At 47.1% G+C, this 21,699-nt stretch carries 23 protein-coding genes, 1 pseudogene and 1 riboswitch; of the genes and pseudogenes, 16 read left to right on the top strand and 8 right to left on the bottom strand.

Features of this window, described 5'->3' with window-relative positions; genetic code table 11:
• Window positions 1-81: 81 nt before the first annotated feature.
• From leuA to leuD, 4 genes are read left to right on the top strand one after another with little or no spacing between them, the layout of a single operon-like run.
• Window positions 82-1,659, top strand: a complete 1,578-nt coding sequence (leuA, locus tag M2387_RS18085) for a 2-isopropylmalate synthase (protein WP_259051555.1) — start codon at window positions 82-84, stop codon at window positions 1,657-1,659.
• Window positions 1,659-2,750 (top strand): 3-isopropylmalate dehydrogenase, encoded by a 1,092-nt coding sequence (gene leuB, locus M2387_RS18080; protein ID WP_259051378.1) that lies wholly within the window; start codon window positions 1,659-1,661, stop codon window positions 2,748-2,750. The genes leuA and leuB overlap by 1 nt, the downstream gene beginning before the upstream one ends.
• A 2-nt stretch (window positions 2,751-2,752) precedes the next feature.
• Window positions 2,753-4,153: a 3-isopropylmalate dehydratase large subunit gene (gene leuC, locus M2387_RS18075; RefSeq protein WP_259051377.1), complete on the top strand. Its 1,401-nt coding sequence runs from the start codon at window positions 2,753-2,755 to the stop codon at window positions 4,151-4,153.
• An 11-nt stretch (window positions 4,154-4,164) separates the two neighbouring features.
• Window positions 4,165-4,770 carry a 3-isopropylmalate dehydratase small subunit gene (leuD, locus tag M2387_RS18070; protein WP_259051376.1) on the top strand — a complete coding sequence of 202 codons (606 nt, stop codon included), beginning with the start codon at window positions 4,165-4,167 and terminating at the stop codon, window positions 4,768-4,770.
• A gap of 55 nt (window positions 4,771-4,825) precedes the next feature.
• Here the strand turns inward: leuD and M2387_RS18065 are convergent, their stop codons facing one another.
• Window positions 4,826-6,004, bottom strand: coding sequence for an MFS transporter (locus tag M2387_RS18065; protein WP_259051374.1), 1,179 nt, complete (start codon window positions 6,002-6,004; stop codon window positions 4,826-4,828).
• A 112-nt stretch (window positions 6,005-6,116) separates the two neighbouring features.
• On the bottom strand, window positions 6,117-6,296 hold the full coding sequence (sgrT, locus tag M2387_RS18060; RefSeq protein WP_259051372.1) for a glucose uptake inhibitor SgrT: 180 nt from the start codon (window positions 6,294-6,296) through the stop codon (window positions 6,117-6,119).
• An 86-nt stretch (window positions 6,297-6,382) separates the two neighbouring features.
• Here sgrT and sgrR point away from each other — a divergent pair, with 86 nt between their 5' ends.
• The 4 genes from sgrR (at window position 6,383) to thiQ (ending at window position 11,465) form a co-directional block, all read left to right on the top strand.
• The gene (sgrR, locus tag M2387_RS18055; RefSeq protein WP_259051370.1) at window positions 6,383-8,041 is read left to right on the top strand and encodes an HTH-type transcriptional regulator SgrR; all 1,659 of its coding nucleotides are present in this window, start codon (window positions 6,383-6,385) and stop codon (window positions 8,039-8,041) included.
• A gap of 35 nt (window positions 8,042-8,076) precedes the next feature.
• A riboswitch (TPP riboswitch) is annotated at window positions 8,077-8,178 on the top strand.
• A 32-nt stretch (window positions 8,179-8,210) separates the two neighbouring features.
• Window positions 8,211-9,194, top strand: a complete 984-nt coding sequence (gene thiB / locus M2387_RS18050; RefSeq protein WP_259051368.1) for a thiamine ABC transporter substrate binding subunit — start codon at window positions 8,211-8,213, stop codon at window positions 9,192-9,194.
• Window positions 9,170-10,780: a thiamine/thiamine pyrophosphate ABC transporter permease ThiP gene (thiP, locus tag M2387_RS18045; RefSeq protein ID WP_259051366.1), complete on the top strand. Its 1,611-nt coding sequence runs from the start codon at window positions 9,170-9,172 to the stop codon at window positions 10,778-10,780. Before thiB ends, thiP begins: the two co-directional genes overlap by 25 nt.
• A complete protein-coding gene (gene thiQ, locus M2387_RS18040; protein ID WP_259051365.1) occupies window positions 10,764-11,465 on the top strand; it encodes a thiamine ABC transporter ATP-binding protein ThiQ in 702 nt (233 codons plus the stop codon). Before thiP ends, thiQ begins: the two co-directional genes overlap by 17 nt.
• A gap of 17 nt (window positions 11,466-11,482) precedes the next feature.
• On the opposite strand, the gene M2387_RS18035 is transcribed toward thiQ, so the two are convergent.
• From M2387_RS18035 to M2387_RS18020, 4 genes are all read right to left on the bottom strand, one after another.
• Window positions 11,483-11,797 carry a BrnA antitoxin family protein gene (locus M2387_RS18035; protein ID WP_259051364.1) on the bottom strand — a complete coding sequence of 105 codons (315 nt, stop codon included), beginning with the start codon at window positions 11,795-11,797 and terminating at the stop codon, window positions 11,483-11,485.
• Window positions 11,757-12,035 (bottom strand): BrnT family toxin, encoded by a 279-nt coding sequence (locus M2387_RS18030; protein WP_259051363.1) that lies wholly within the window; start codon window positions 12,033-12,035, stop codon window positions 11,757-11,759. The genes M2387_RS18035 and M2387_RS18030 overlap by 41 nt, the downstream gene beginning before the upstream one ends.
• Before the next feature lie 253 nt (window positions 12,036-12,288).
• Window positions 12,289-12,498, bottom strand: a complete 210-nt coding sequence (locus M2387_RS18025) for a YdgH/BhsA/McbA-like domain containing protein (protein WP_259051362.1) — start codon at window positions 12,496-12,498, stop codon at window positions 12,289-12,291.
• 238 nt (window positions 12,499-12,736) lie between these two features.
• Window positions 12,737-12,946 (bottom strand): YdgH/BhsA/McbA-like domain containing protein, encoded by a 210-nt coding sequence (locus tag M2387_RS18020; RefSeq protein WP_259051361.1) that lies wholly within the window; start codon window positions 12,944-12,946, stop codon window positions 12,737-12,739.
• Window positions 12,947-13,348: 402 nt separating this feature from the next.
• Here M2387_RS18020 and M2387_RS18015 point away from each other — a divergent pair, with 402 nt between their 5' ends.
• From M2387_RS18015 to M2387_RS18005, 3 genes are all read left to right on the top strand, one after another.
• On the top strand, window positions 13,349-13,696 hold the full coding sequence (locus M2387_RS18015; protein ID WP_259051360.1) for a type II toxin-antitoxin system RelE/ParE family toxin: 348 nt from the start codon (window positions 13,349-13,351) through the stop codon (window positions 13,694-13,696).
• On the top strand, window positions 13,677-13,967 hold the full coding sequence (locus M2387_RS18010; protein ID WP_259051359.1) for a helix-turn-helix domain-containing protein: 291 nt from the start codon (window positions 13,677-13,679) through the stop codon (window positions 13,965-13,967). Before M2387_RS18015 ends, M2387_RS18010 begins: the two co-directional genes overlap by 20 nt.
• 158 nt (window positions 13,968-14,125) lie before the next feature.
• Window positions 14,126-14,479: a hypothetical protein gene (locus tag M2387_RS18005; RefSeq protein ID WP_259051356.1), complete on the top strand. Its 354-nt coding sequence runs from the start codon at window positions 14,126-14,128 to the stop codon at window positions 14,477-14,479.
• Here M2387_RS18005 and M2387_RS18000 read toward each other — a convergent pair.
• Complete coding sequence (locus M2387_RS18000; RefSeq protein ID WP_259051353.1) at window positions 14,476-14,847, bottom strand: lysozyme inhibitor LprI family protein; 372 nt, start codon at window positions 14,845-14,847, stop codon at window positions 14,476-14,478. The two genes, M2387_RS18005 and M2387_RS18000, sit on opposite strands and share 4 nt — an antisense overlap.
• A gap of 612 nt (window positions 14,848-15,459) precedes the next feature.
• On the opposite strand from M2387_RS18000, the gene M2387_RS17995 reads away from it, so the two are divergent.
• Window positions 15,460-15,801 (top strand): YebF family protein, encoded by a 342-nt coding sequence (locus M2387_RS17995; RefSeq protein WP_259051352.1) that lies wholly within the window; start codon window positions 15,460-15,462, stop codon window positions 15,799-15,801.
• Between the two features lie 39 nt (window positions 15,802-15,840).
• Here the strand turns inward: M2387_RS17995 and M2387_RS17990 are convergent, their stop codons facing one another.
• The gene (locus tag M2387_RS17990) at window positions 15,841-16,650 is read right to left on the bottom strand and encodes a lipid II-degrading bacteriocin (protein WP_259051351.1); all 810 of its coding nucleotides are present in this window, start codon (window positions 16,648-16,650) and stop codon (window positions 15,841-15,843) included.
• Window positions 16,651-17,189: 539 nt separating this feature from the next.
• On the opposite strand from M2387_RS17990, the gene M2387_RS17985 reads away from it, so the two are divergent.
• The 4 genes and pseudogenes from M2387_RS17985 (at window position 17,190) to polB (ending at window position 21,591) form a co-directional block, all read left to right on the top strand.
• The gene (locus tag M2387_RS17985; protein ID WP_259051350.1) at window positions 17,190-17,699 is read left to right on the top strand and encodes a TIGR00645 family protein; all 510 of its coding nucleotides are present in this window, start codon (window positions 17,190-17,192) and stop codon (window positions 17,697-17,699) included.
• 116 nt (window positions 17,700-17,815) lie between these two features.
• A pseudogene (locus tag M2387_RS17980) lies at window positions 17,816-18,012 on the top strand (hypothetical protein); the annotation flags it as partial.
• Window positions 18,013-18,636: 624 nt separating this feature from the next.
• Complete coding sequence (locus tag M2387_RS17975; protein ID WP_259051349.1) at window positions 18,637-18,966, top strand: hypothetical protein; 330 nt, start codon at window positions 18,637-18,639, stop codon at window positions 18,964-18,966.
• Between the two features lie 267 nt (window positions 18,967-19,233).
• Complete coding sequence (gene polB / locus M2387_RS17970) at window positions 19,234-21,591, top strand: DNA polymerase II (protein WP_259051553.1); 2,358 nt, start codon at window positions 19,234-19,236, stop codon at window positions 21,589-21,591.
• Window positions 21,592-21,699 lie beyond the last annotated feature (108 nt).

Raw genomic sequence — 21,699 nt, 5'->3', positions numbered from 1 at the left:
CAACAGACAAAGAAACCCGCGCCAAACGCGGGTTTTTTTATGCCTGCGGATAAGGCAACCGAACAGAACAAGGATTACACCATGAGCGAGCAAGTCATCATTTTTGATACCACCTTACGTGACGGGGAACAGGCCTTACAGGCAAGCCTGAGCGTGAAGGAAAAATTGCAAATCGCTATGGCACTGGAGCGTATGGGTGTTGATGTCATGGAAGTGGGCTTCCCGGTCTCTTCTCCTGGCGATTTTGAGTCAGTACAGACCATTGCCAGAAACATCAAAAACAGCCGCGTTTGTGCCCTGGCGCGCTGTGTTGAAAAGGATATCGATGTTGCCGCGGAATCATTAAAAGTCGCTGAAGCCTTCCGTATCCATACGTTTATCGCCTCCTCCCCAATGCATATCGCGACCAAATTGCGCAGCACGCTGGATGAAGTTATCGAACGTGCGGTCTACATGGTAAAACGTGCTCGTAACTATACCGATGATGTTGAGTTCTCTTGTGAAGATGCCGGACGTACGCCAATTGCTGACTTAGCCCGTATGGTAGAAGCGGCTATCAGTGCCGGTGCCACCACTATCAATATTCCCGATACCGTCGGCTACACCATGCCTTTTGAATTTGCCAGCCTGATTACCGGGTTATATGAGCGCGTTCCAAACATTGATAAAGCCATTATCTCAGTACATACCCACGATGACTTAGGTCTGGCTGTCGGGAATGCGATTGCAGCGGTTCACGCAGGTGCCCGTCAGGTTGAAGGGACATTGAACGGAATTGGTGAGCGTGCCGGTAACTGTTCACTGGAAGAAGTGATCATGGCTATCAAAGTACGCAAAGACATTATGAATTTGCATACCAATATTAATCACCAGGAAATCTGGCGTACCAGCCAGGCCGTCAGCCAGATTTGTAATATGCCGGTTCCTGCGAACAAAGCGGTAGTCGGTACCGGCGCCTTCGCGCACTCATCCGGTATTCACCAGGATGGCGTGCTGAAAAATCGTGAAAACTACGAGATCATGACGCCCGAATCTATCGGCCTGAATCAGGTACAATTGAACCTGACTTCTCGCTCCGGTCGTGCGGCAGTTAAACACCGTATGGATGAAATGGGTTATAAAGAAGATGACTATAATCTGGATAATCTGTACACCGCTTTCTTAAAACTGGCAGACAAAAAAGGTCAGGTTTTTGACTACGATCTGGAAGCGCTGGCCTTCATTAATAGACAACAAGAAGAGTCTGAGCATTTCCGTCTGGACTACTTCAGCGTGCAGTCTGCTTCGAACGATGTCGCGACTGCCTCCGTAAGACTGGCCTGTGGCGAAGAGCTGTTAAGTGAAGCGGCGAATGGTAATGGTCCGGTTGATGCGGTGTATCAGGCGATTAACCGCGTTACGGGTTACAACATTGAACTGGCAAAATATAGCCTGAAAGCAAAAGGGCATGGCGAGAACGCACTCGGCCAGGTTGATATTGTCGCGACCTATAACGGTCGTAACTTCCACGGTATTGGGCTGGCAACCGACATTGTCGAATCTTCAGCTCAGGCGATGGTCAACGTCCTCAACAACATCTGGCGCGCCGGAAAAGTAGAACAAGAATTACAACGCAAAGCTCAACAACAGAATTCAGAACAAAATCAGGAAACAGTGTAATGTCTAAAAAATATCAAATTGCCGTTTTACCGGGTGACGGTATTGGTCCGGAAGTGATGGCCCAAGCCCTGAAAGTACTGGATGCGATTCGTCAGCGTTTCTCTCTGCAAATCACCACCAGCAGCTATGATGTGGGCGGTGCGGCAATCGATCTGCACGGGACTCCGCTGCCAGCGGCCACCGTTACCGGGTGTGAAGAAGCTGATGCCGTATTGTTCGGTTCCGTAGGCGGCCCGAAGTGGGAGCACCTGCCTCCTGCCGAGCAACCAGAGCGCGGCGCACTGTTGCCATTGCGTAAACATTTTAAACTGTTCAGTAACTTACGTCCGGCTCGCCTGTATCAGGGCCTGGAAGCATTCTGCCCGCTGCGCGCTGATATTGCCGCTAATGGCTTCGATATTTTATGCGTGCGTGAACTGACCGGCGGCATCTACTTTGGCCAGCCGAAAGGACGTGAAGGTAGCGGCCCGGAAGAGAAAGCCTTTGATACCGAAGTCTATCATCGCTTTGAAATCGAACGTATTGCCCGCATCGCTTTTGAGTCTGCCCGCAAGCGTCGTAGCAAAGTGACCTCGATTGATAAAGCCAACGTCCTGCAAACCTCACTGCTGTGGCGTGAAATTGTCAATGAAATCGCCAAAGAGTACCCGGACGTTGCGCTGTCCCATATGTATATCGACAACGCCACCATGCAGCTGATTAAAGACCCTTCACAGTTCGACGTGCTGCTGTGTTCTAACCTGTTCGGCGATATTTTGTCTGACGAATGCGCCATGATCACCGGTTCTATGGGCATGCTGCCTTCAGCCAGCCTGAATGAAGAAGGTTTTGGCCTGTATGAGCCTGCTGGCGGTTCAGCGCCGGATATTGCCGGTAAAAATATTGCTAACCCGATTGCACAGATTCTTTCTCTGGCTCTGTTACTGCGTTACAGCCTTGGGGCAGAAGACGCCGCTCTGGCGATTGAAGCGGCGATTAACCACGCTCTGGAAGAAGGTCATCGTACCGGTGATTTAGCCCGCGAGGGGAATGCAATCAGTACCAGCGAGATGGGCGATATCATTGCTCGTTACGTCGCTGAAGGAAAGTAATCATGGCTAAGACTTTATATCAGAAATTATATGATGCTCACGTGGTGTTTGAAGCACCCGAAGAGACGCCGCTGTTGTATATCGACAGACACTTGGTGCATGAAGTGACTTCTCCGCAGGCATTTGATGGCCTGCGTGCACATGGCCGCCCGGTGCGTCAGCCATCAAAAACCTTCGCCACCATGGATCATAACGTCTCCACTCAAACCAAAGACATTAATGCTTCTGGTGAGATGGCCCGTATTCAGATGCAGGAACTGATCAAGAACTGTGCTGCGTTTGGCGTCGAGCTGTATGACCTGAACCACCCTTTCCAGGGTATCGTGCATGTTATGGGCCCTGAGCAAGGCATTACTCTGCCGGGTATGACCATTGTCTGCGGTGACTCCCATACCGCGACACACGGTGCCTTTGGCGCACTGGCGTTTGGTATTGGCACCTCAGAAGTTGAACATGTGCTGGCAACCCAGACCCTGAAACAGGGTCGCGCCAAAACTATGAAGATTGAAGTCAATGGTATCGCAGCTCCGGGGATTACCGCCAAAGACATCGTACTGGCGATTATCGGTAAAACCGGCAGCGCTGGCGGTACCGGTTATGTCGTTGAGTTCAGCGGTGACGCAATCCGTGCCTTAAGCATGGAAGGCCGTATGACGGTGTGTAATATGGCGATTGAGATGGGTGCTAAAGCGGGCTTAGTGGCGCCTGATGAAACCACCTTCAATTACGTCAAAGGCCGTCTGCATGCCCCGAAGGGCGCTGACTGGGATGAAGCGGTTGCCTACTGGAAAACCTTCAGCACCGATGCAGATGCCCAGTTTGATAGCATCGTCACCTTAGATGCCGCAGAGATTGCACCGCAGGTCACCTGGGGAACTAACCCGGGTCAGGTTATTTCGGTTACCGACCTTATCCCTAACCCTGAAGCTTTCAGCGACCCTGTTGAACGTGCCTCTGCTGAAAAAGCGCTGGCCTATATGGGCCTGACGCCAGGCGTTCCGCTGACCGATGTCGCGATTGATAAAGTGTTTATTGGCTCTTGCACCAACTCGCGTATCGAAGACTTACGTGCCGCGGCAGAAATAGCCAAAGGTCGTAAAGTCGCTCCTGGTGTACTGGCGATGGTGGTTCCTGGTTCCGGTCCGGTTAAGGCTCAGGCTGAAGCAGAAGGTCTGGATAAGATCTTTATTGAAGCCGGTTTTGAATGGCGCTTACCGGGCTGTTCTATGTGTCTGGCCATGAACAATGACCGTCTGAATCCTGGTGAGCGCTGTGCATCAACCAGTAACCGTAACTTCGAAGGACGTCAGGGCCGCGGTGGGCGTACCCATCTGGTCAGCCCGGCAATGGCTGCCGCCGCTGCGGTTTCTGGTCATTTCGCTGATATCCGTACATTGAAATAAGAGGCACTACCATGGCAGAGAAATTTATCCAGCATACCGGCCTGGTCGTTCCGTTAGACTTAGCGAACGTCGATACTGACGCGATTATACCGAAGCAGTTTTTGCAGAAAGTCACCCGTACGGGTTTTGGCGCGCACCTGTTTAACGACTGGCGTTTTCTTGATGATGCCGGCCAGCAGCCAGATCCGGATTTCGTGCTGAACTTCCCTCAGTACAAAGGGGCGTCAATTCTGTTAGCGCGTGAAAACTTTGGCTGCGGCTCTTCCCGTGAGCATGCGCCATGGGCATTAACTGACTACGGTTTTAAAGTGGTGATTGCACCTAGCTTTGCCGATATTTTCTACGGTAACGCCTTTAATAACCAGTTATTGCCAGTAACGCTGAGCGATGCGGATATCGATAGTCTGTTTAAACTGGTGGCGGAAAATCAGGGCATCAGTTTTGTCGTTGACCTGGAAGCAGGTACCGTTCAGGCGGGTGACCAGACTTATCATTTCACTATCGACGCATTCCGTCGTCACTGTATGCTTAACGGCCTGGACAGTATCGGCCTGACGCTGCAACACGAAGCGGAAATTTCCCGTTACGAGAAAGAATTACCGGCATTTATGCAGTAATTGTTGTGACACAGGCTGCCTGAAGCTTTCAGGCAGCCTGTGTTATTGATAAACCCTAGATATCTTTTACTCGGCCAATCAGATACAGCGCAATAATCGACAGCAGCGCAATTCCCCAGTAGACCACAGAATGGCCGAAGTTTTGTGCCAGTGCACCCTGCAATATCCCCGCCAGAATCACACCGGTTGAAATACTGTTAGTAAATAACGTGGTAGCCGATCCCGCTTTACCCGGCATCAAGTCCTGGAACCACAGCATGCCTATTCCGGCAATAATCCCGATAAATATCGCATTAAACAGCTGGAGTATCAGCAGAGCAGTAATGCTATGGAACAGTATCAGCCCTGCATAGAAAATAACGCCCGCAGCAACCGCCAGCATCATAATTTTTCGTTTACCGAAGCGTTTCACATAATGACCGGCGGCAATCATAATCGGGATTTCCAGCGCTGCCGCACTGCCCATCAGCCAGCCGGCCCAGTCATCTGAGAGACCCAGATCCTGACTTATCCAGAGCGGCATATCGATGATATACATGGTATTGCAGGTCCACATCAGCATCGAGGCGATAAACAGCATGCGTACATGACTGTCTTTCCAGCCGCTCACCTCGGTGATTGCCACACTGGCAGGAGCTGCATTACGCGGAACGGAAGGCAGAGCAAAGGTAATCAGCAATAGCGAGATAATAAACATCGCTGCGGCGCTAAGGAACATGGTGGTAAAACCATACTTCAGCGCCAGCATAAAGGAGAGTGGCGGCCCGATAACCCAGGCCAGAGAAAGCTGGGCACGCATCACCGAACTGAACATTACCACTTCCGTTGCCGAGCGATCTGCGTATTCACGCGCCAGGGCAAACAGCTGCGGCATTGCCGTGTTAGCGAGGGCTGCAAGCATGACACCAAGAGTAATCAACGTCAGGTAGTGGCGGTTAAAAGCAAATAACACACAGTTGGCTATCGCCATCAGACAGCACAGCATAATCAGTTTACGCCGATCGCCGCGAGCATCAGAACGCTTGGCTAAAAACAGGCTGACAATAATACCGACGACCGCATTCACAGTATAAAATAGTCCGACCCAGAGCGGCTGAACCTCAACCTCACGCGTCAGAAAGAGACTCAGAGTTGGAGCCTGCAAAGCGCCAGCAATCCCCATCATAAAGGCCACCATCATAAAAGCGGCATAGACTGGGTTCAGACGGCGAATGAAGGTGATAAGCCAGAACATAGGGTTCCTTAGAAGCGAGAGGGTCAGTAACTCAGGGCGCTTATTGTGTAAACTACCAACGAAAAAAGCCAGCAGTAAACTACTGCTGGCAGATGCAATGCATCAAACTCAGTCACACTTGAGTCGGCAAGTCGTTGCTATCAGAGGTTTTGGAATTCCCTTCCCACTGCATCAAGTCTTCGAGCATCGCGAGTTTTTGCGCGACTGTCAGGCGAGCAAGCCCTTCAGAACCCACCTTGTCGGTGGCGGCAAAATACTGTTGATAGAACTGGATAGTCGATAACCTTTTCATAGCTCCTCCTCACTTCATCGGAATCTATTATTGACGTAATATGAGGAAAGATAAATTGATGAGTTTTCTTCAGGAGTTCCCCTTTTATGGCATCTTCCCGTTTACAGCAGCACTTTATTCGCCTGTGGCAAACCTGTAAGGGGCAAGGACAGGAAACAACCCTGGAGGAACTGGCACAAAAGCTCAATTGCTCACGCCGTCACATGCGAACCTTATTAAATGGGATGCAGGAAAAAGGCTGGCTTAACTGGCGAACAGAAGTGGGACGTGGCAAGCGCTCTCAGCTTAAATTTCTCTATACCGCGCTGGCTCTGCAGCAAGAGCGTGCGGAAGATCTGCTGGAGCAGGACAGTATTGAGCAGTTAGTACAGATTGTCGGGGATAAAGATACGGTACGGCAGATGCTGGTTTCCCATTTAGGGCGGAGTTTTCGCCAGGGACGACATATTTTGCGGGTGCTTTATTACCGTCCGCTACTGAATTTGTTGCCCGGTAGCGCACTGCGGCGCTCAGAAACCCATATTGTACGGCAGATATTTAGCGGCCTGACCAGTATAAATGAGGAAAATGGGGAACTCACCGCCGATATAGCTCACCACTGGCAACAAATATCGACCCTGCACTGGCGTTTTTATATTCGTCCGGGCATTCATTTTCACCACGGTCGTGAGCTGGAGATGTCAGACATCATCAGTTCACTCGAGCGTATTAATAACCTGCCGCTATTCAGTCATATTATCTGCATTGACTCTCCGACCGCCTGGACCCTGGACATTCATCTGAGTAGTGAAGATCAATGGCTGCCCTGGTTACTGGGCAGCGTAAACGCGATGATCCTGCCGCAAGAGTGGCCGACGATAGACAACTTTGCCCGTCAGCCCATCGGGAGTGGCCCTTATGCCGTGGCGCTCAATAATAAAAATCAGCTAAAAATTCATGCTTTTGATGACTATTTTGGTTTTCGGGCATTAATCGATGAGGTTAACTTTTGGGTACTGCCAGAAATTGGCGAGGATTCAACCTGTGCCTTACATCTTCAAGGTATGCCGGACAGTGAAAAAGCGGTTGAAAGTCGTCTTGAAGAAGGCTGTTATTACCTGTTATTTGATAAGCGTTCGTCAAAAGCGGCTGACCCCGCCCTACGTCAGTGGGTAAGCTATATTCTCTCACCGATGAACTTACTCTACCGGGCTGCGCAGTCGAATCAGCAGCACTGGTTCCCGGCTTACGGTATGTTACCGACCTGGCACCATACTCCCCAGCAACCTATTCCTCTGAAGCCCGAAGGCCTGACGAGTCTGACCCTGACCTGGTATGACTCTCACTCAGAACATCAGGTGATAAGCCGTATTATGGCGACCCTACTGGCTGAACAGGGTGTGCATCTGAATGAACAGATTATTACTTACGATGAGTGGTTTGCAGGCGATAAGCAGAGCGATCTCTGGCTGAATAGCGTTAACTACACGCTTCCCCTCGACTATTCCTTATTTGCCAAACTGTATGAAGTTCCATTGCTACAAAAGTGCCTGTCCGTTGACTGGCAGCAAGATGCCGAATGCTGGCGTAATAAAACCTTATCACTCAACCACTGGTATCAAAAACGGGCTGATAATATAGAGATCCTGCCACTGATCCACCACTGGCTGCGTATTGAGGGTCAGCGCAGTATGCGTGGCATAAGATTGAATACCCTGGGCTGGTTTGATTTTAAATCAGCCTGGTTTGCGCCGCCCGATCCTTAACACTTCCGTAATACAATAGAAATAAGTAGAATGCTGCCAGCTCAACGGGGTGCCAGGACAAATTGTCCGCGCTGAGAAAATACCCGTCGAACCTGATCCGGATAACGCCGGCGAAGGGATTTGAGACTGTTCACTCAATTCCTTTGCCTCATTTATATTGAGGTGCAAAGTGTTCAAAAAGTTACTCCCACTGCTGGTACTCGTTGCTGTTCCTGCTTTCGCTAAACCCACATTAACCGTTTATACCTATGACTCCTTTGCGGCCGACTGGGGTCCGGGTCCTGCGGTAAAAAAAGCCTTTGAAGCACAGTGCGACTGTGAACTCAATTTTGTCGCGCTGGAAGATGCGGTTTCACTGCTTAACCGTCTGCGGATGGAAGGAAAAAACAGTAAAGCCGATGTCATTCTTGGCCTGGACAACAATCTGGTGGATGCGGCTGCACAAACTAAATTGTTTGCTCCGTCCACTATCGATACCAGCGGGCTGACTATTCCAGGTGGCTGGGATAACCAGACGTTTATTCCTTATGATTACGGCTACTTCGCCTTCGTCTATGACAAAAATAAGCTGAAGAATCCGCCAAAAAGCCTGAAAGAATTGGTGGAAAGTGATGAGAAGTGGAAAGTCATCTATCAGGATCCGCGTACCAGTACCCCGGGGCTAGGCCTGTTACTGTGGATGCAAAAAGTGTATGGCGATAATGCCCCGCAAGCCTGGCAGAATCTTGCGAAAAAAACTGTGACCGTCACTAAGGGCTGGAGTGAAGCTTATGGCCTGTTCCTGAAAGGGGAAGCTGACCTGGTGATGAGCTACACCACCTCCCCGGCTTACCACATTATTGAAGACAAGAAAGATAACTATGCTGCCGCAAACTTCAGTGACGGGCATTATCTGCAAGTCGAAGTCGCCGGTCAGCTCGCCAGCAGCAAGCAGCCTGAACTGGCACAGCAATTTCTACGCTTTATGATTTCGCCTGACTTCCAGGATAAAATCGCGACCGGCAACTGGATGTATCCGGTGACCAATGTGCCCTTGCCCGCGGGCTTTGAACAATTAGTTAAGCCTGAGTCAACGCTGGAATTTAGCCCACAACAAGTTGCCGCTGAGCGTGCGAACTGGATTAGTCAATGGCAACGCGCCGTCAGCCGCTAATACCTGGCTGGATTTTCCCCGGACTACTGGCTGCCACTCTGGTGGTAGCCGTGGCCATGGCAGCCTTTCTGGCACTGTGGTTTAACGCTCCGCATACCGATGTGCTGGCGATGGTGCAAGATAGCTACTTATTGCATGTCTTGCGCTTCTCGTTCTGGCAGGCCTTTCTTTCCGCAGTACTGTCTGTGATTCCGGCGATATTCCTGGCAAGAGCACTCTATCGACGGCGGTTTCCCGGGCGTATGGCCTTGCTTCGTCTGTGCGCTATGACGCTGGTGTTGCCGGTCCTGGTCGCCGTATTTGGTATTTTAACCGTCTATGGTCGCGAAGGCTGGCTGGCAAATCTCTGGAACTGGCTCGGTATTGAGTGGGTATTTTCGCCTTATGGCTTGCAGGGTATTCTGCTGGCCCACGTCTTCTTTAACCTGCCGATGGCAACCCGACTTCTGCTCCAGGTGCTGGAGAATATTCCCTCAGAGCAGCGCCAGCTTGCCGCCCAGCTTAATATTCAGGGCTGGAATTTCTTCCGCTTTATCGAATGGCCCTGGTTACGTCGCCAGATATTACCGGTCGGAGCGCTGATTTTTATGCTCTGTTTTGCCAGCTTCGCCACCGTATTATCTCTGGGCGGCGGGCCACAGGCGACCACCATTGAACTGGCTATCTATCAGGCCCTGAGTTATGACTATCAGCCCGGTCAGGCAGCATTACTGGCCCTGGTGCAAATGGTCTGCTGCCTGGGACTGGTGTTGCTCAGTCAGCGTTTCAGTAAAGCGATTTCGGTCGGAGCCAGTCAGGGAAGCGGATGGCGGGATCCACAGGATACCGGGTTTGCGAAATTCAGTGATACGGTGCTGATAACCCTGGCGCTGTTATTACTGCTTCCCCCCCTGCTGGCAGTGATTATTGATGGGGCTAACAGCGCGCTGAGTTCCGTGCTCTACCAGCCTGCCCTCTGGCAAGCCCTGGCGACATCACTGCGTATCGCAATCGCCGCCGGGATAATCAGCGTCTGTCTGACGCTCATGCTTCTCTGGAGTTCACGCGAGCTTCGCCTGCGCCAGCACTTTTTTGCCGGACAAGCGCTGGAAATCAGCGGTATGTTGATTCTCGCGATGCCGGGAATTGTCCTCGCCACCGGCTTCTTTTTGCTGTTAAACAGTACCATTGGCTTACCGGAATCTGCCGATGCCGTGGTGATATTCACTAACGCGCTGATGGCAATTCCCTATGCGATCAAGGTGCTGGATAACCCGATGCGTGATATTGCCGACCGCTATGGCAGGCTCTGTCAGTCGCTGAATATCCGGGGAGTTAACCGCCTGAGATTTATTGAGCTGCGGGCGCTAAAAATCCCGATTGCCCAGGCGCTGGCGTTTGCCTGTGTACTTTCGATTGGTGATTTCGGCGCGGTGGCGCTCTTTGGTAATGAAGATTTTCGTACTCTGCCCTTTTTGCTGTATCAGCAAATCGGATCCTACCGTAGCAATGACGGTGCTGCTACCGCGCTGATTTTACTGTTACTGTGTTTTTTACTGTTCACGTTGATTGAGAAGATCCCCGGACGCCATGATAACTCTGACTAATGTCACCTGGCTGTATCACCAATTGCCGATGCGTTTCTCTCTTGAAGTCACACGTGGGGAACGAATTGCTATTCTTGGGCCAAGCGGTGCCGGGAAAAGTACCCTATTAAATCTGGTCGCCGGGTTTCTGACCCCTGCAGAGGGAACCATCTCCCTCAATGGCCAAGAACATACCTTTACCCCGCCCTCAGTACGGCCGGTCTCGATGCTATTTCAGGAAAATAACCTGTTCAGCCATCTGACGGTAAAACAGAATATTGCTCTGGGTATTCATCCGGGAATGAAACTGAATGCAGAGCAGCAGGACCGACTGCTACTGATTGCGGAAAAAATGGGGATCCAGACCATGCTGGACAGGCTGCCAGCTCAGCTTTCCGGTGGCCAGCGCCAGCGCGTTGCCCTGGCGCGTTGTTTAGTGCGCCAGCAACCTATTCTGCTGCTGGATGAACCCTTCTCAGCCCTCGACCCCGCCCTGCGTCAGGAGATGCTGCTGTTGCTGGATGCTTTATGCCAGGAGCAACTGTTAACGCTGCTAATGGTCTCGCACAGCACCGAAGATGCCGCCCGCATTGCCGAACGTAGCCTGGTCATCGCTGACGGGCAGATTGCCTGGGATGGCCAGACCGAGGTGTTATTACGCGGTGAAGTGGAAGCGGCAACCCTGCTGGGGATAGCTATCGACTAGCAGAGTGGCACTGATTTTTATCCTGGCAATTTATGTGCTTCAAAATAAGAGCGTAGAACAGCATTGATACTGGTCTGGTAATGGCTGCTGGTATGTTTGAAGAACTCCAGAACGTCAGCATCAATCCGCAGTGTAACCTGCCGCTTTGGTTCTGGCAGTTTTACTGCCTTTTCCCATATCGCATCAGGCATTGCCGGCGCATCACTGTAATCTATAGTGTCATCAGGTTGAGCCGCCAGCGCAACCAGCCGTTGTTTCTGACTTTTACTCATCACGGGTGACTTTTTCAGATCAAGAATTAGCTTGACGGTATTTTTGTCTTTCTTGTTCATTTGCTCTCCTCGCTGAAATCAGTCTGATCGTATTTTCATATCGGATGGTATAAACCACAAACAATAAAGCAGGATCCACATAGCCAATGGTTACCCATCTGTCTTCACCATAATCGCTTCGATTACCATAAACCTCAAGCCTTTGATTATCATGAAAAATAAGTGCAGCATCCTCGAATGTAACACCGTGCTTTTCCAAGTTAAGCACAGATTTCTTGATATCCCATTCAAGTTCCATCACACATCCATTGTAGTTACATTTTGTTATTACATCAATAGTACCCGCTATGGCAGTACAAATCCTGTTCCGTAACACAATCTTAAGAAAAAATGAATGTATTAACTGTTGCTAAAGTGGTTCGGGTAACTCGGTGTGATGGTCATACCGGTATTCCATAAACAAAAAAACCTCACTAAGAGGCTTTTGATATTCTGGTCGGTCAGTCGAAAAATATCCGTCATCGCTGACGGCCTTTTCAGCATCACCTGACTTATTTATTCAAGTTCGCGGTCATATGCACGCGGTCATTGACGATAGCGCTGGTAATGGAGTAGTTAGCACCTTGCTCAGCCGCTTTGGCTGCAATTTTCGCTTCTGCTTCATCCAAGGTAGGAGCGGTAGTACTGATATTCTGTGCGAAAGCACCCATAGACATAAGAGAAAGAGCGGCTACTGCAACAAAATTTTTGATGGTTTTCATGGTCATATCCTTGAGTTTCATTATTCATTAAGCGGCTTCATCGGCCTGATGTGATAAATAATACCGGGCTGGCTTAGTGAATAAAATTAGAACTATTTGCTTATCTTATTCAGAAAAATAGATTGATTGGTATTGCCGCTGTATAGCAGAAAAAGAGAAGCTTCATAAACTGAAAAAGCCTCATCATCGTGAGGCTTTTAATCTACCGGCATCGCAGCTGTTTTCGCTGCGGCAGTGCTTATTTGGTCAGGTTCGCGGTCATATGCACGCGGTTATTGACGATAGCGCTGGTGATAGAGTAGTTAGCGCCTTGCTCAGCGGCTTTGGCAGCGATTTTCGCTTCTGCGCTGTCGATTGTGGATGAAGTCACGCTGATACTTTGAGCAAATGCACCCATAGACATCATAGACAGAGCGGCAACAGCAACGAGAGTTTTAATATTTTTCATGGTCTTATTCCTTCATTTACAGGTGGAAAGCTTGTTCGCTTTCGATGGAATAATGATAACGATAGTTACTATTAGCATATTAACAATAAGTGCTTTTTATGTGATACAGATCACATAGCAAAGCTATCAGATTGATTATATGAATGTTTTATTATCCCGGCAATATATATGTAATAACGTACATATAAGATAATAATATGATAATTCAACAAGTTGAAAACATAGGGATGCTATCAGCCTAACTCCAGAAGGAGCAGAAAATATGAAGGTTCGCTCTCAACGGGTGATTGCTTTGAATTAACTGAGCGAAAGGCCAGGTCTTAATACGCATAAAAACTCTGGTATTTTTCAGGATCAAGGGTAGAATATACGAAATTACGTAAATGACAGGTAAAGCAACGGATGCGTAAACCTCTCAGTTTCATAGATACCAGCCTGGATGATTTAAGGAAGTTCCCCAGTGAAATGCAAAAAGAACTTGGACATCAACTGGATAGAGTACAGCAAGGGCTGGATCCTAACGACTGGAAGCCTTTTAGCGATATTGGATTAGGCGTACGTGAGATACGTGTAAAAGATTCTGACGGTATTTATCGCGCTATTTATATAGCCAAATTTGAAGAATCAGTGTACGTACTACACTGTTTTCAAAAAAAATCGCAGGCGACCAGAAAGAACGATGTTCAACTGGCACAAAAACGGTTCAGAGAACTCATTCAGGAGCGTAAACATGAAAATTCAGCAATTTGACAGTGTATGGGATGCTATCAGCCCGACTCCAGAAGAAGCAGAAAATATGAAGGTTCGCTCTCAACTGGTGATTGCTTTGAATCAATTGATCGAAAAGCGCGGCCTGAATACGCATGAAGCAGCGGTGCTTCTCGGGGTTAGCCAGCCACGAATTTCCGAACTTGCAAAAGGGAAGATTCAGCTATTCAGCATCGATAAGCTGATTAATATGCTGGCCCATGCTGGTATGCACATCGGCAATATTGAAATCCGTGAATCTGTGGCAGCCTGAAAAAAAATAAACACAGAGAAACTGCTGCGCCTGGCGTAGCAGTGACTTAATTCATCGCCCCTATCCTTCAGCGTTTTCTGTACGTTCATTTCGCCACTGAGTCATTACACTTATCAATAGTTCAAATCATTCACACGCGGAAAACACAGGAAGCAACCATGTTCAGTATCGTAAAAATATCAGAATGCCCGCCCAGGCCATCAAGCATTAATCACTCTCCCTCTTCCCAAGAGCTCCAAATAAAAGAGCACCAAGTCAAAGATTACCGGGTCTCTTGCTCCAGCCGTCAGCATATCCACCCGGTAAAACGAGATAAATCAAGGGCGAGCCTGACTGCCAAAGAACGTTCAGATTTATGGCAGCGCTTTCAAAATATCGACCCAACGGAATATCAGCATCAAGGCAAAGCTATGCAGTTGCTCACTTCAAGCTCATCTTATGTTCGATTCCCGAGAGTCGATGATGATATTCCGCTCTTCTGTTCAGCCTCTGCCAATACGCAAGCTCGTTAATCTTTACTCAGCAGAGCATTACTACAACCCGAAGCTTTGCACTCCCTTTCTATCTGGCTGAGCGTGGCAATTCTGCTTTTCATTTTATCATTCACACAAACCACACCGATGGATCCACCTGATGAGCAATCATTATCGCGCTCACGGATCCATTTGATCTGTGCTTTCTTAACCAAAGAGGACTGTTCTTTAGTTAATGATTTCATTGTCTTGCTATATTGCTGATTGAGATTCTGGTCTAGCTGGATCATCTCTGAGGCGGCGCAATAGGTTCTGTCGTACGCATTAATCGGATTATCGCAGCTCATCGCCAGCACTGGCGCTGTAGAAAACAAACATAGAGCCCCAAGCAATAGTATTTTTTTCATTTTTATCCCTGTTATTTCTTATTGAATACCCAAAAAAATTATATCACCAATTTGTCAAAATGTGCTGGCAATGGCAGAGCCTTAATTTATATAACCATTAAAAATCAATTTGTTATGTAGTTTATTTATTTTCCAGATGGGAGATCACAGATATTTTGCCAGCTCCATGCCAGTGATTGCCAAGGCTCAGTGATAAAAGAATGATTTCCGGTCTTTAAGTGAGACGATATTATTCAGGTGACCAAACTAATGATACAGTTAAATTAATGACTTAAATAAAAAACATCCAAACACTTTAGTTAATGAGACAGGTTAATTGAATACTTTACTTATAGTATCTACAGAAATTATCTCCAAGTATAAACATTATTTTTTAAATAAAATATAAACAATGATTACCGATTATCACAATATACTTAATATCGCTCTATTTTAATTTTTGCCATATGATGATAAGTTAACCAGTATATATCAGGAAAATGAACATTACTATTGATGACAGCCGGGACACTTCACGTTTATTGGAATGAATAAACGTTCATTGTAAGACGACGGTTATTTATCATAATGATGGTATCGATAATAAAAAACATAAAAAGGTTTATTAAAATAATGTCATTTAGAAAAAAAGCAGCGTTAGTTATCGCCGTCATATTCGTTGGACTGATAATTGACGATTATATAGCAGTAAGCAACGGCCCTGAGTGCTCTGAGATGACTTTTGAACAGGCGAGCAAGTCCGTTTACGATGATTATCTGGAACGCCTGGAACGATGGGAGCAAGATGTAAAAATACTCGGCACCAGAAAACCCACCTTAACGTTTGAAAAAAACGAATACCAAAACAAGGATACCTATTTGATACCCTTCACAGCCCAGGGGCCGACGGGTAAAACAATGCTTTTTGCGATACTCACCTGTAAAACTGGATATATCGAATACAGCGAGCAATAAAAAAACAGAGCCACCATTAATGACGACGGCTCTGCAATACTAGCGCTTACCTGAGCCTGATACTTTGATTTCACCAGGTATGCTTATTGGGTACTTCGTACCGCCCAAGTACCTCAGAATAGTCGTCGACATCTCGCCCAAAGCTCCCCGATGGGTACTCGGATTGGCATCATACTTATCATTGTATGCTCTTACTACGCCGCTATAACTCCAGGTTCCGTTTGCCGCAATCGTCGCCGTACCCACTGTGCGAAGCGTTATGTTTCCTAAGTATGCCCCCGTGAACAAACTATCCTGCGCCGTGGCGTATTCAAATTTACCATCCACATGGAAAGAGCCAACGCCACCAGCATTAATCACACTCATTACTGGCGGTAATTTTTCCGGTGTTAACTTAAGTCCAATATTTTTTAGCGCTACGGAGCGTTCTTCACCCCCTCCCCAAAGATAATGAGCTAGCGCGACAACAGGTGCAGTAACATTGCCGCTCATTTCTTTTATATTTTCTTTCTTATAATCGTAGGCGCTAGACGAACCAAAAGCATTCATCGGTGATATACCCGGTATATTCACCAAATCTTTATCCGCTTCACAAAACCCACCTATATTATAGGCGATCACGGATTGTATTTTTTTATCTTTAAGATCATTATTTTTGATATATTCAACCAACCACTTCAGGGTTGCCTCCGTCGCAGTACCGGTGTTGTAATACATCGATGCAATTTGCGCACCCTGAGCCCCCTCAGAAAGCCGATTTTGAGAAATTAAAGGAGAACCACCATAATTAATATCACCGATGTTACGAGGCGGAACGGGAGGAAAAATAACCACCATAGTATCTGTCATTAAATAATCCTTTATTTAAATGAAAAGAAAACCATACTGCATTTATACGGGACATTTAACGTATTGTTAATTTTTTACTTTGTCAATCTATATTAAAAACCAACGAGACTCATTATTGTACGAGATAATAATAACCTCTAATATATAGCGGCACCATATTCGATATTTTGACCTGATATAGTCACCCACCTAATATATAACTCATCATTATCTTGCTGGAATATTTGATAGATTATTACGCTCCCTCATAGCATTAATAAGAAAACCATAACTCATCACCCGAAGTCATCCTCCAGAAAACATAGCGCTCCAAAACTCTTAATGACAGGTATTGCATTCAGTGGTCAGAAGGTGCAGAAAATCGCAGAATTTGTACTTGCGCCCTCCCTCTTTCCTTACCTAAAAATACGATCATTTACAGTCATTCTTTATTTTTTCCAACCGAACATTTTATGTACTACTTGCCCGCATATTTGATTAACACTCGGCGATTTTTTTGGTTATTATCTGCCGATAATCCGCCCTTTATGTAGTGAGTTATGGAACGTTTTATAGAAAATCTGATGTACTCCTCGCGCTGGTTACTGGCACCTGTTTATCTCGGTTTATCCCTTGGTTTACTGGCCCTGGCAATCAAGTTTTTTCAGGAGATTTTCCATCTCCTTCCCAATATCCTGAGTATTGCAGAAGCCGATCTGGTTTTAGTCCTGCTGTCGCTAATTGATATGACGCTGGTCGGCGGGCTGCTGGTCATGGTCATGCTTTCTGGCTATGAAAACTTTGTCTCTGCTCTGGATATTGATGAGGGAAGAGAGAAGCTGAGTTGGCTTGGGAAAATGGATGCCGGATCGCTGAAGAACAAAGTCGCGGCCTCTATTGTTGCCATCTCCTCTATCCACCTGCTTCGCGTGTTTATGGATGCGCGTAATATCCCGGATAACAAGCTGATGTGGTATGTCATCATTCATTTAACCTTCGTGTTATCAGCACTGGTGATGGGTTATCTGGACAGAATGTCACGCCTGGAAAAGAAAGCAGCTGCTTCTTAGCTATTTTAACCCGTCTGTACACGCCAGGGAGCGTAGCAGCCTCCTGGCGTAGTGAAGTGCCCAGAGCCTTAGAGGGTTATTCTTCCAGGCCAAAATTAAAGCGAAAAACGTAAATACCTAATACGGGAGAAGTACCCGTGCAGGGTAGCCCGGGCGGCTATGTGATGGACTCTCGCCCCGGGCTTTATGACTCGATGCTGGTCCTGAAAGTAGGTAACACCCAATCAACTTGAAGTATAACGGGTATAAAACCCTCTATCCTTCAATCATCCGAACCTTCCTTAATGATTCCGTAGGATTAGTTGACGGCATGGAAGCACTTGGATCAAATTGGGCGAGGGTTTACGGGGCTAATTTTAAAAAAATGTCAATTGTTTAATTTTTCATTAATTAATTTGATACCCGTTGCCTTTTGTAAAAAAAACATTGATTAAAAATAATAACTGGTTATTGTATTAAAATCGTCACTGGGTAAATACCAGCACCTTCCTATAATAATATTAGTTATTTTCATTAAAGATCAGAGCTGCTCGTCATAAAAATAAATATGGAGCCAGCGCACATAATGGTTCATATAAAACCTATACTTAGTTGTTAATTATATAGTGATGCATTGCTTATTATGCCAAATAAATATAATAATGAATGTATCATGAATCATTTCGTTCCGACTAAAAAAACACCCTGTTTAATAGATAAACAATCTACATATTTCGATAATTTCGTCATTGCAATAATTTTAATTAACAGTATTCATGAGACGTCTGTCGTGTCTTCTCTAACCATGGCATCCGTCAGTTGATAATGACAGCTAATTACAATCCCCCTAATAAAAGAAGTATCACTTTTAGTTATGAGGATTAAGAGAAACCACCAGCGATGAGAACAGTTTTATTAGCTAACCCCATAAATTAACAGCAATAAATAGAGGTGCATTATGAATGCCACAGATGAATATTTTGTCAAACTCAAATTTGAAAATGACAAAGATATAACTAAGGAGCAGTTAAATGATGCTTTAGTAAAAAACAATTATATTTATATTGAAATGTACAATACACACTGTGCTCCAAAAATTAATATTCCAGATGAGATACCATTTAGTGGCGGAATTATATATATAACATCTAAAGCAACATCTCAATCAACCATATACGTTTCTAATGAACAACATACCCTATCCAAAAATGAGGAATTAGTTGTGCTGGGTAGTCCCACTAAAGAATGGATTGCTGTTGTTCCTGCACCTTCATTGACTAAAAGTTAATATTCTGAAGTGGAGTTAATTATCCTGTATACATTTTTAGCTCGGCGCCTTTGCATTGCCAGACTTCGATTTGGCTTATTTTGACGTTCGAGCTAATCTGACAATACCTAACCCGTGAGAGCGATTCACAAACCATAGCGTGCCCGCCAACTTATCGTAACGTCTTGCTATGTCAACAACACTCTTTGTTTTACGTCTGGGAACAACTAAAGTTATTTAGGATATAATCAGACCCGTTTTCCCCAATGAGAGTCTACTGTGTCCAATATGCGTCAGGGCTTTTTACTCACCCGGCACTGGAGAGATACCCCGCAAGGTACCGAAGTATTTTTCTGGCTGGCGACCGATGACGGGCCGGTTAAGGTGACCCTGCCCACTCAGGAGTCTGTCGCTTTTATTCCCGAAAATCAACGAGCTGAAACCCTGGGTATTCTTGCGGGAGAACGGGGATTTCGCCTGACGCCTTTGACACTCCGCGACTTCCAGCGCCAGCCGGTCATGGGACTGTATTGCCAGTCACATCGCCAGTTAATGCGGCTGGAGAGAAAACTGCGAGATGAAGGTGTTCGCGTTTACGAAGCCGATATTCGCCCCCCCGAGCGTTATCTTATGGAGCGTTTTATCACGGCTCCAGTCTGGTTCAATGGAACTCAGCAAGGTCAGCACTACCAAGATACCAGGCTAAAACCCGCCCCGGACTATCGTCCACAGCTCAAATGGGTCTCTCTTGATATTGAAACTAATCGCCATGGTGAGTTGTACTGCATTGGTTTAGAGGGCTGCGGTCAGCGTCAGGTCTATATGTTAGGGAGCGAAAATGAGAATACCACCTCCCCGGAACTGGACTTCAATCTGGAATATGTTGCCAGCCGCCCACTCCTGCTACAAAAGCTGAATGACTGGTTTGCTGAGCATGACCCCGATATTGTGATTGGCTGGAACGTTATCCAGTTTGATTTCCGCGTGCTACAGCAGATGGCGGAGCGTTACCGCGTACCGCTATGCCTTGGGCGCGAACAGAGTGAAATCGAGTGGCGGGAGCATGGCTTTAAAAAAGGGGTATTCTTTGCTCAGCTGGCTGGGCGCGTGATTATTGACGGCATTGAAGCCCTGAAGTCTGCCTTCTGGAGTTTCTCGTCTTTCTCACTTGAGACAGTTTCACGCGAGCTTCTTGGGGAGGGAAAAGCCATTGATAACCCTTGGGACAGAATGAATGAGATAGACCGTCTGTTTGCGGAAGATAAACCTGCTCTTGCGACTTATAATCTTAAAGATTGCGAATTAGTGACGCGTATTTTCCATAAAACCGAGCTAATGCCATTTTTACTGGAACGCTCCAGTGTCAACGGCTTGCCGCTGGATAAACACGGTGGTTCGGTTGCCGCTTTTGGTCATCTCTATATTCCCCGAATGCATCGGGCGGGGTTTGTCGCCCCCAATATGGGGGAGGTACCGGTTCAGGGGAGCCCTGGCGGCTATGTTATGGATTCCCGTCCCGGGCTTTATGACTCGGTGTTAGTGCTGGACTATAAAAGCCTTTATCCCTCTATTATCCGCACCTTTCTGATTGACCCGGTGGGGTTAGTAGAAGGAATGGCTACCCCCGATGACCAGCACTCGGTCGCCGGATTTCTTGATGCGCGCTTCTCACGTCAGACCCACTGTTTACCTGATATTGTTGCGAAGATCTGGGAAGGGCGTGATGAAGCCAAGCGTCAGGATAATCAGCCGCTTTCACAGGCGCTGAAAATCCTTATGAATGCCTTTTATGGCGTACTGGGAACTGATGCCTGCCGTTTCTTCGACCCTCGCCTGGCGTCATCTATTACTCTAAGGGGGCATGAGATCATGCTCCAGACTAAAGCTTTAATCGAAGCCCAAGGTTTTGATGTTATTTATGGCGATACCGACTCGATTTTTGTCTGGCTGAAACAGGCTAAAGATGAAGCGACGGCAAAACAAACGGGTCAGCAATTGGTCAGTCATGTCAATCAGTGGTGGCAGGAACATCTCTGGCAGAGCCAGCAACTGACCTGCGCTCTGGAGCTTGAATATGAAACTCACTATTGCCGTTTTTTAATGCCGACGATTCGTGGCACTGACCAGGGCAGTAAAAAACGTTACGCGGGTATGGTTCAGGAGAAAGATAACCAGCGCATGGTGTTTAAAGGGCTGGAAACGGTGCGTACCGACTGGACTCCCTTAGCGCAACAGTTCCAGAAAGAACTGTATCTGCGTATTTTCCGCAACGAGCCTTATCAGGACTATATACGCGAAACTATTGCTCAGTTACTGGCCGGTGAACTGGATTCTCAGCTGGTTTATCGTAAACGGCTGCGGCGGCCACTGAATGAATATATTAAAAATGTCCCGCCTCACGTACGCGCGGCAAGACTGGCTGATGAATATAATCAAAAACATGGCCGCCCGCTGCAATACCAAAATAAAGGCACTATACAGTATGTTATGACGATTCACGGGCCACAGCCGGTTGATTACCAGACGGCTATCCTTGACTATGAAAGTTACCTGACTCGTCAATTACAACCAGTAGCGGAAGGAATTTTACCCTTTATTGGCGATGATTTTGCTACACTAATGACAGGACAATTAGGGCTGTTTTAAAAAAGTGGTTACGGGTAAAGCAGTCAGTGTCTCTGTTAATCTAATGATGAGCAGTTGATGACGAAAGCGCTGCCATCCAGTACCATATCGCCCTTTCTTCGAATCCAT

The organism is Klebsiella sp. BIGb0407 (assembly GCF_024807845.1).
Classification (GTDB): Bacteria; Pseudomonadota; Gammaproteobacteria; order Enterobacterales; family Enterobacteriaceae; genus JGM124.
This window is presented reverse-complemented; position numbering and strand designations above follow the sequence as displayed.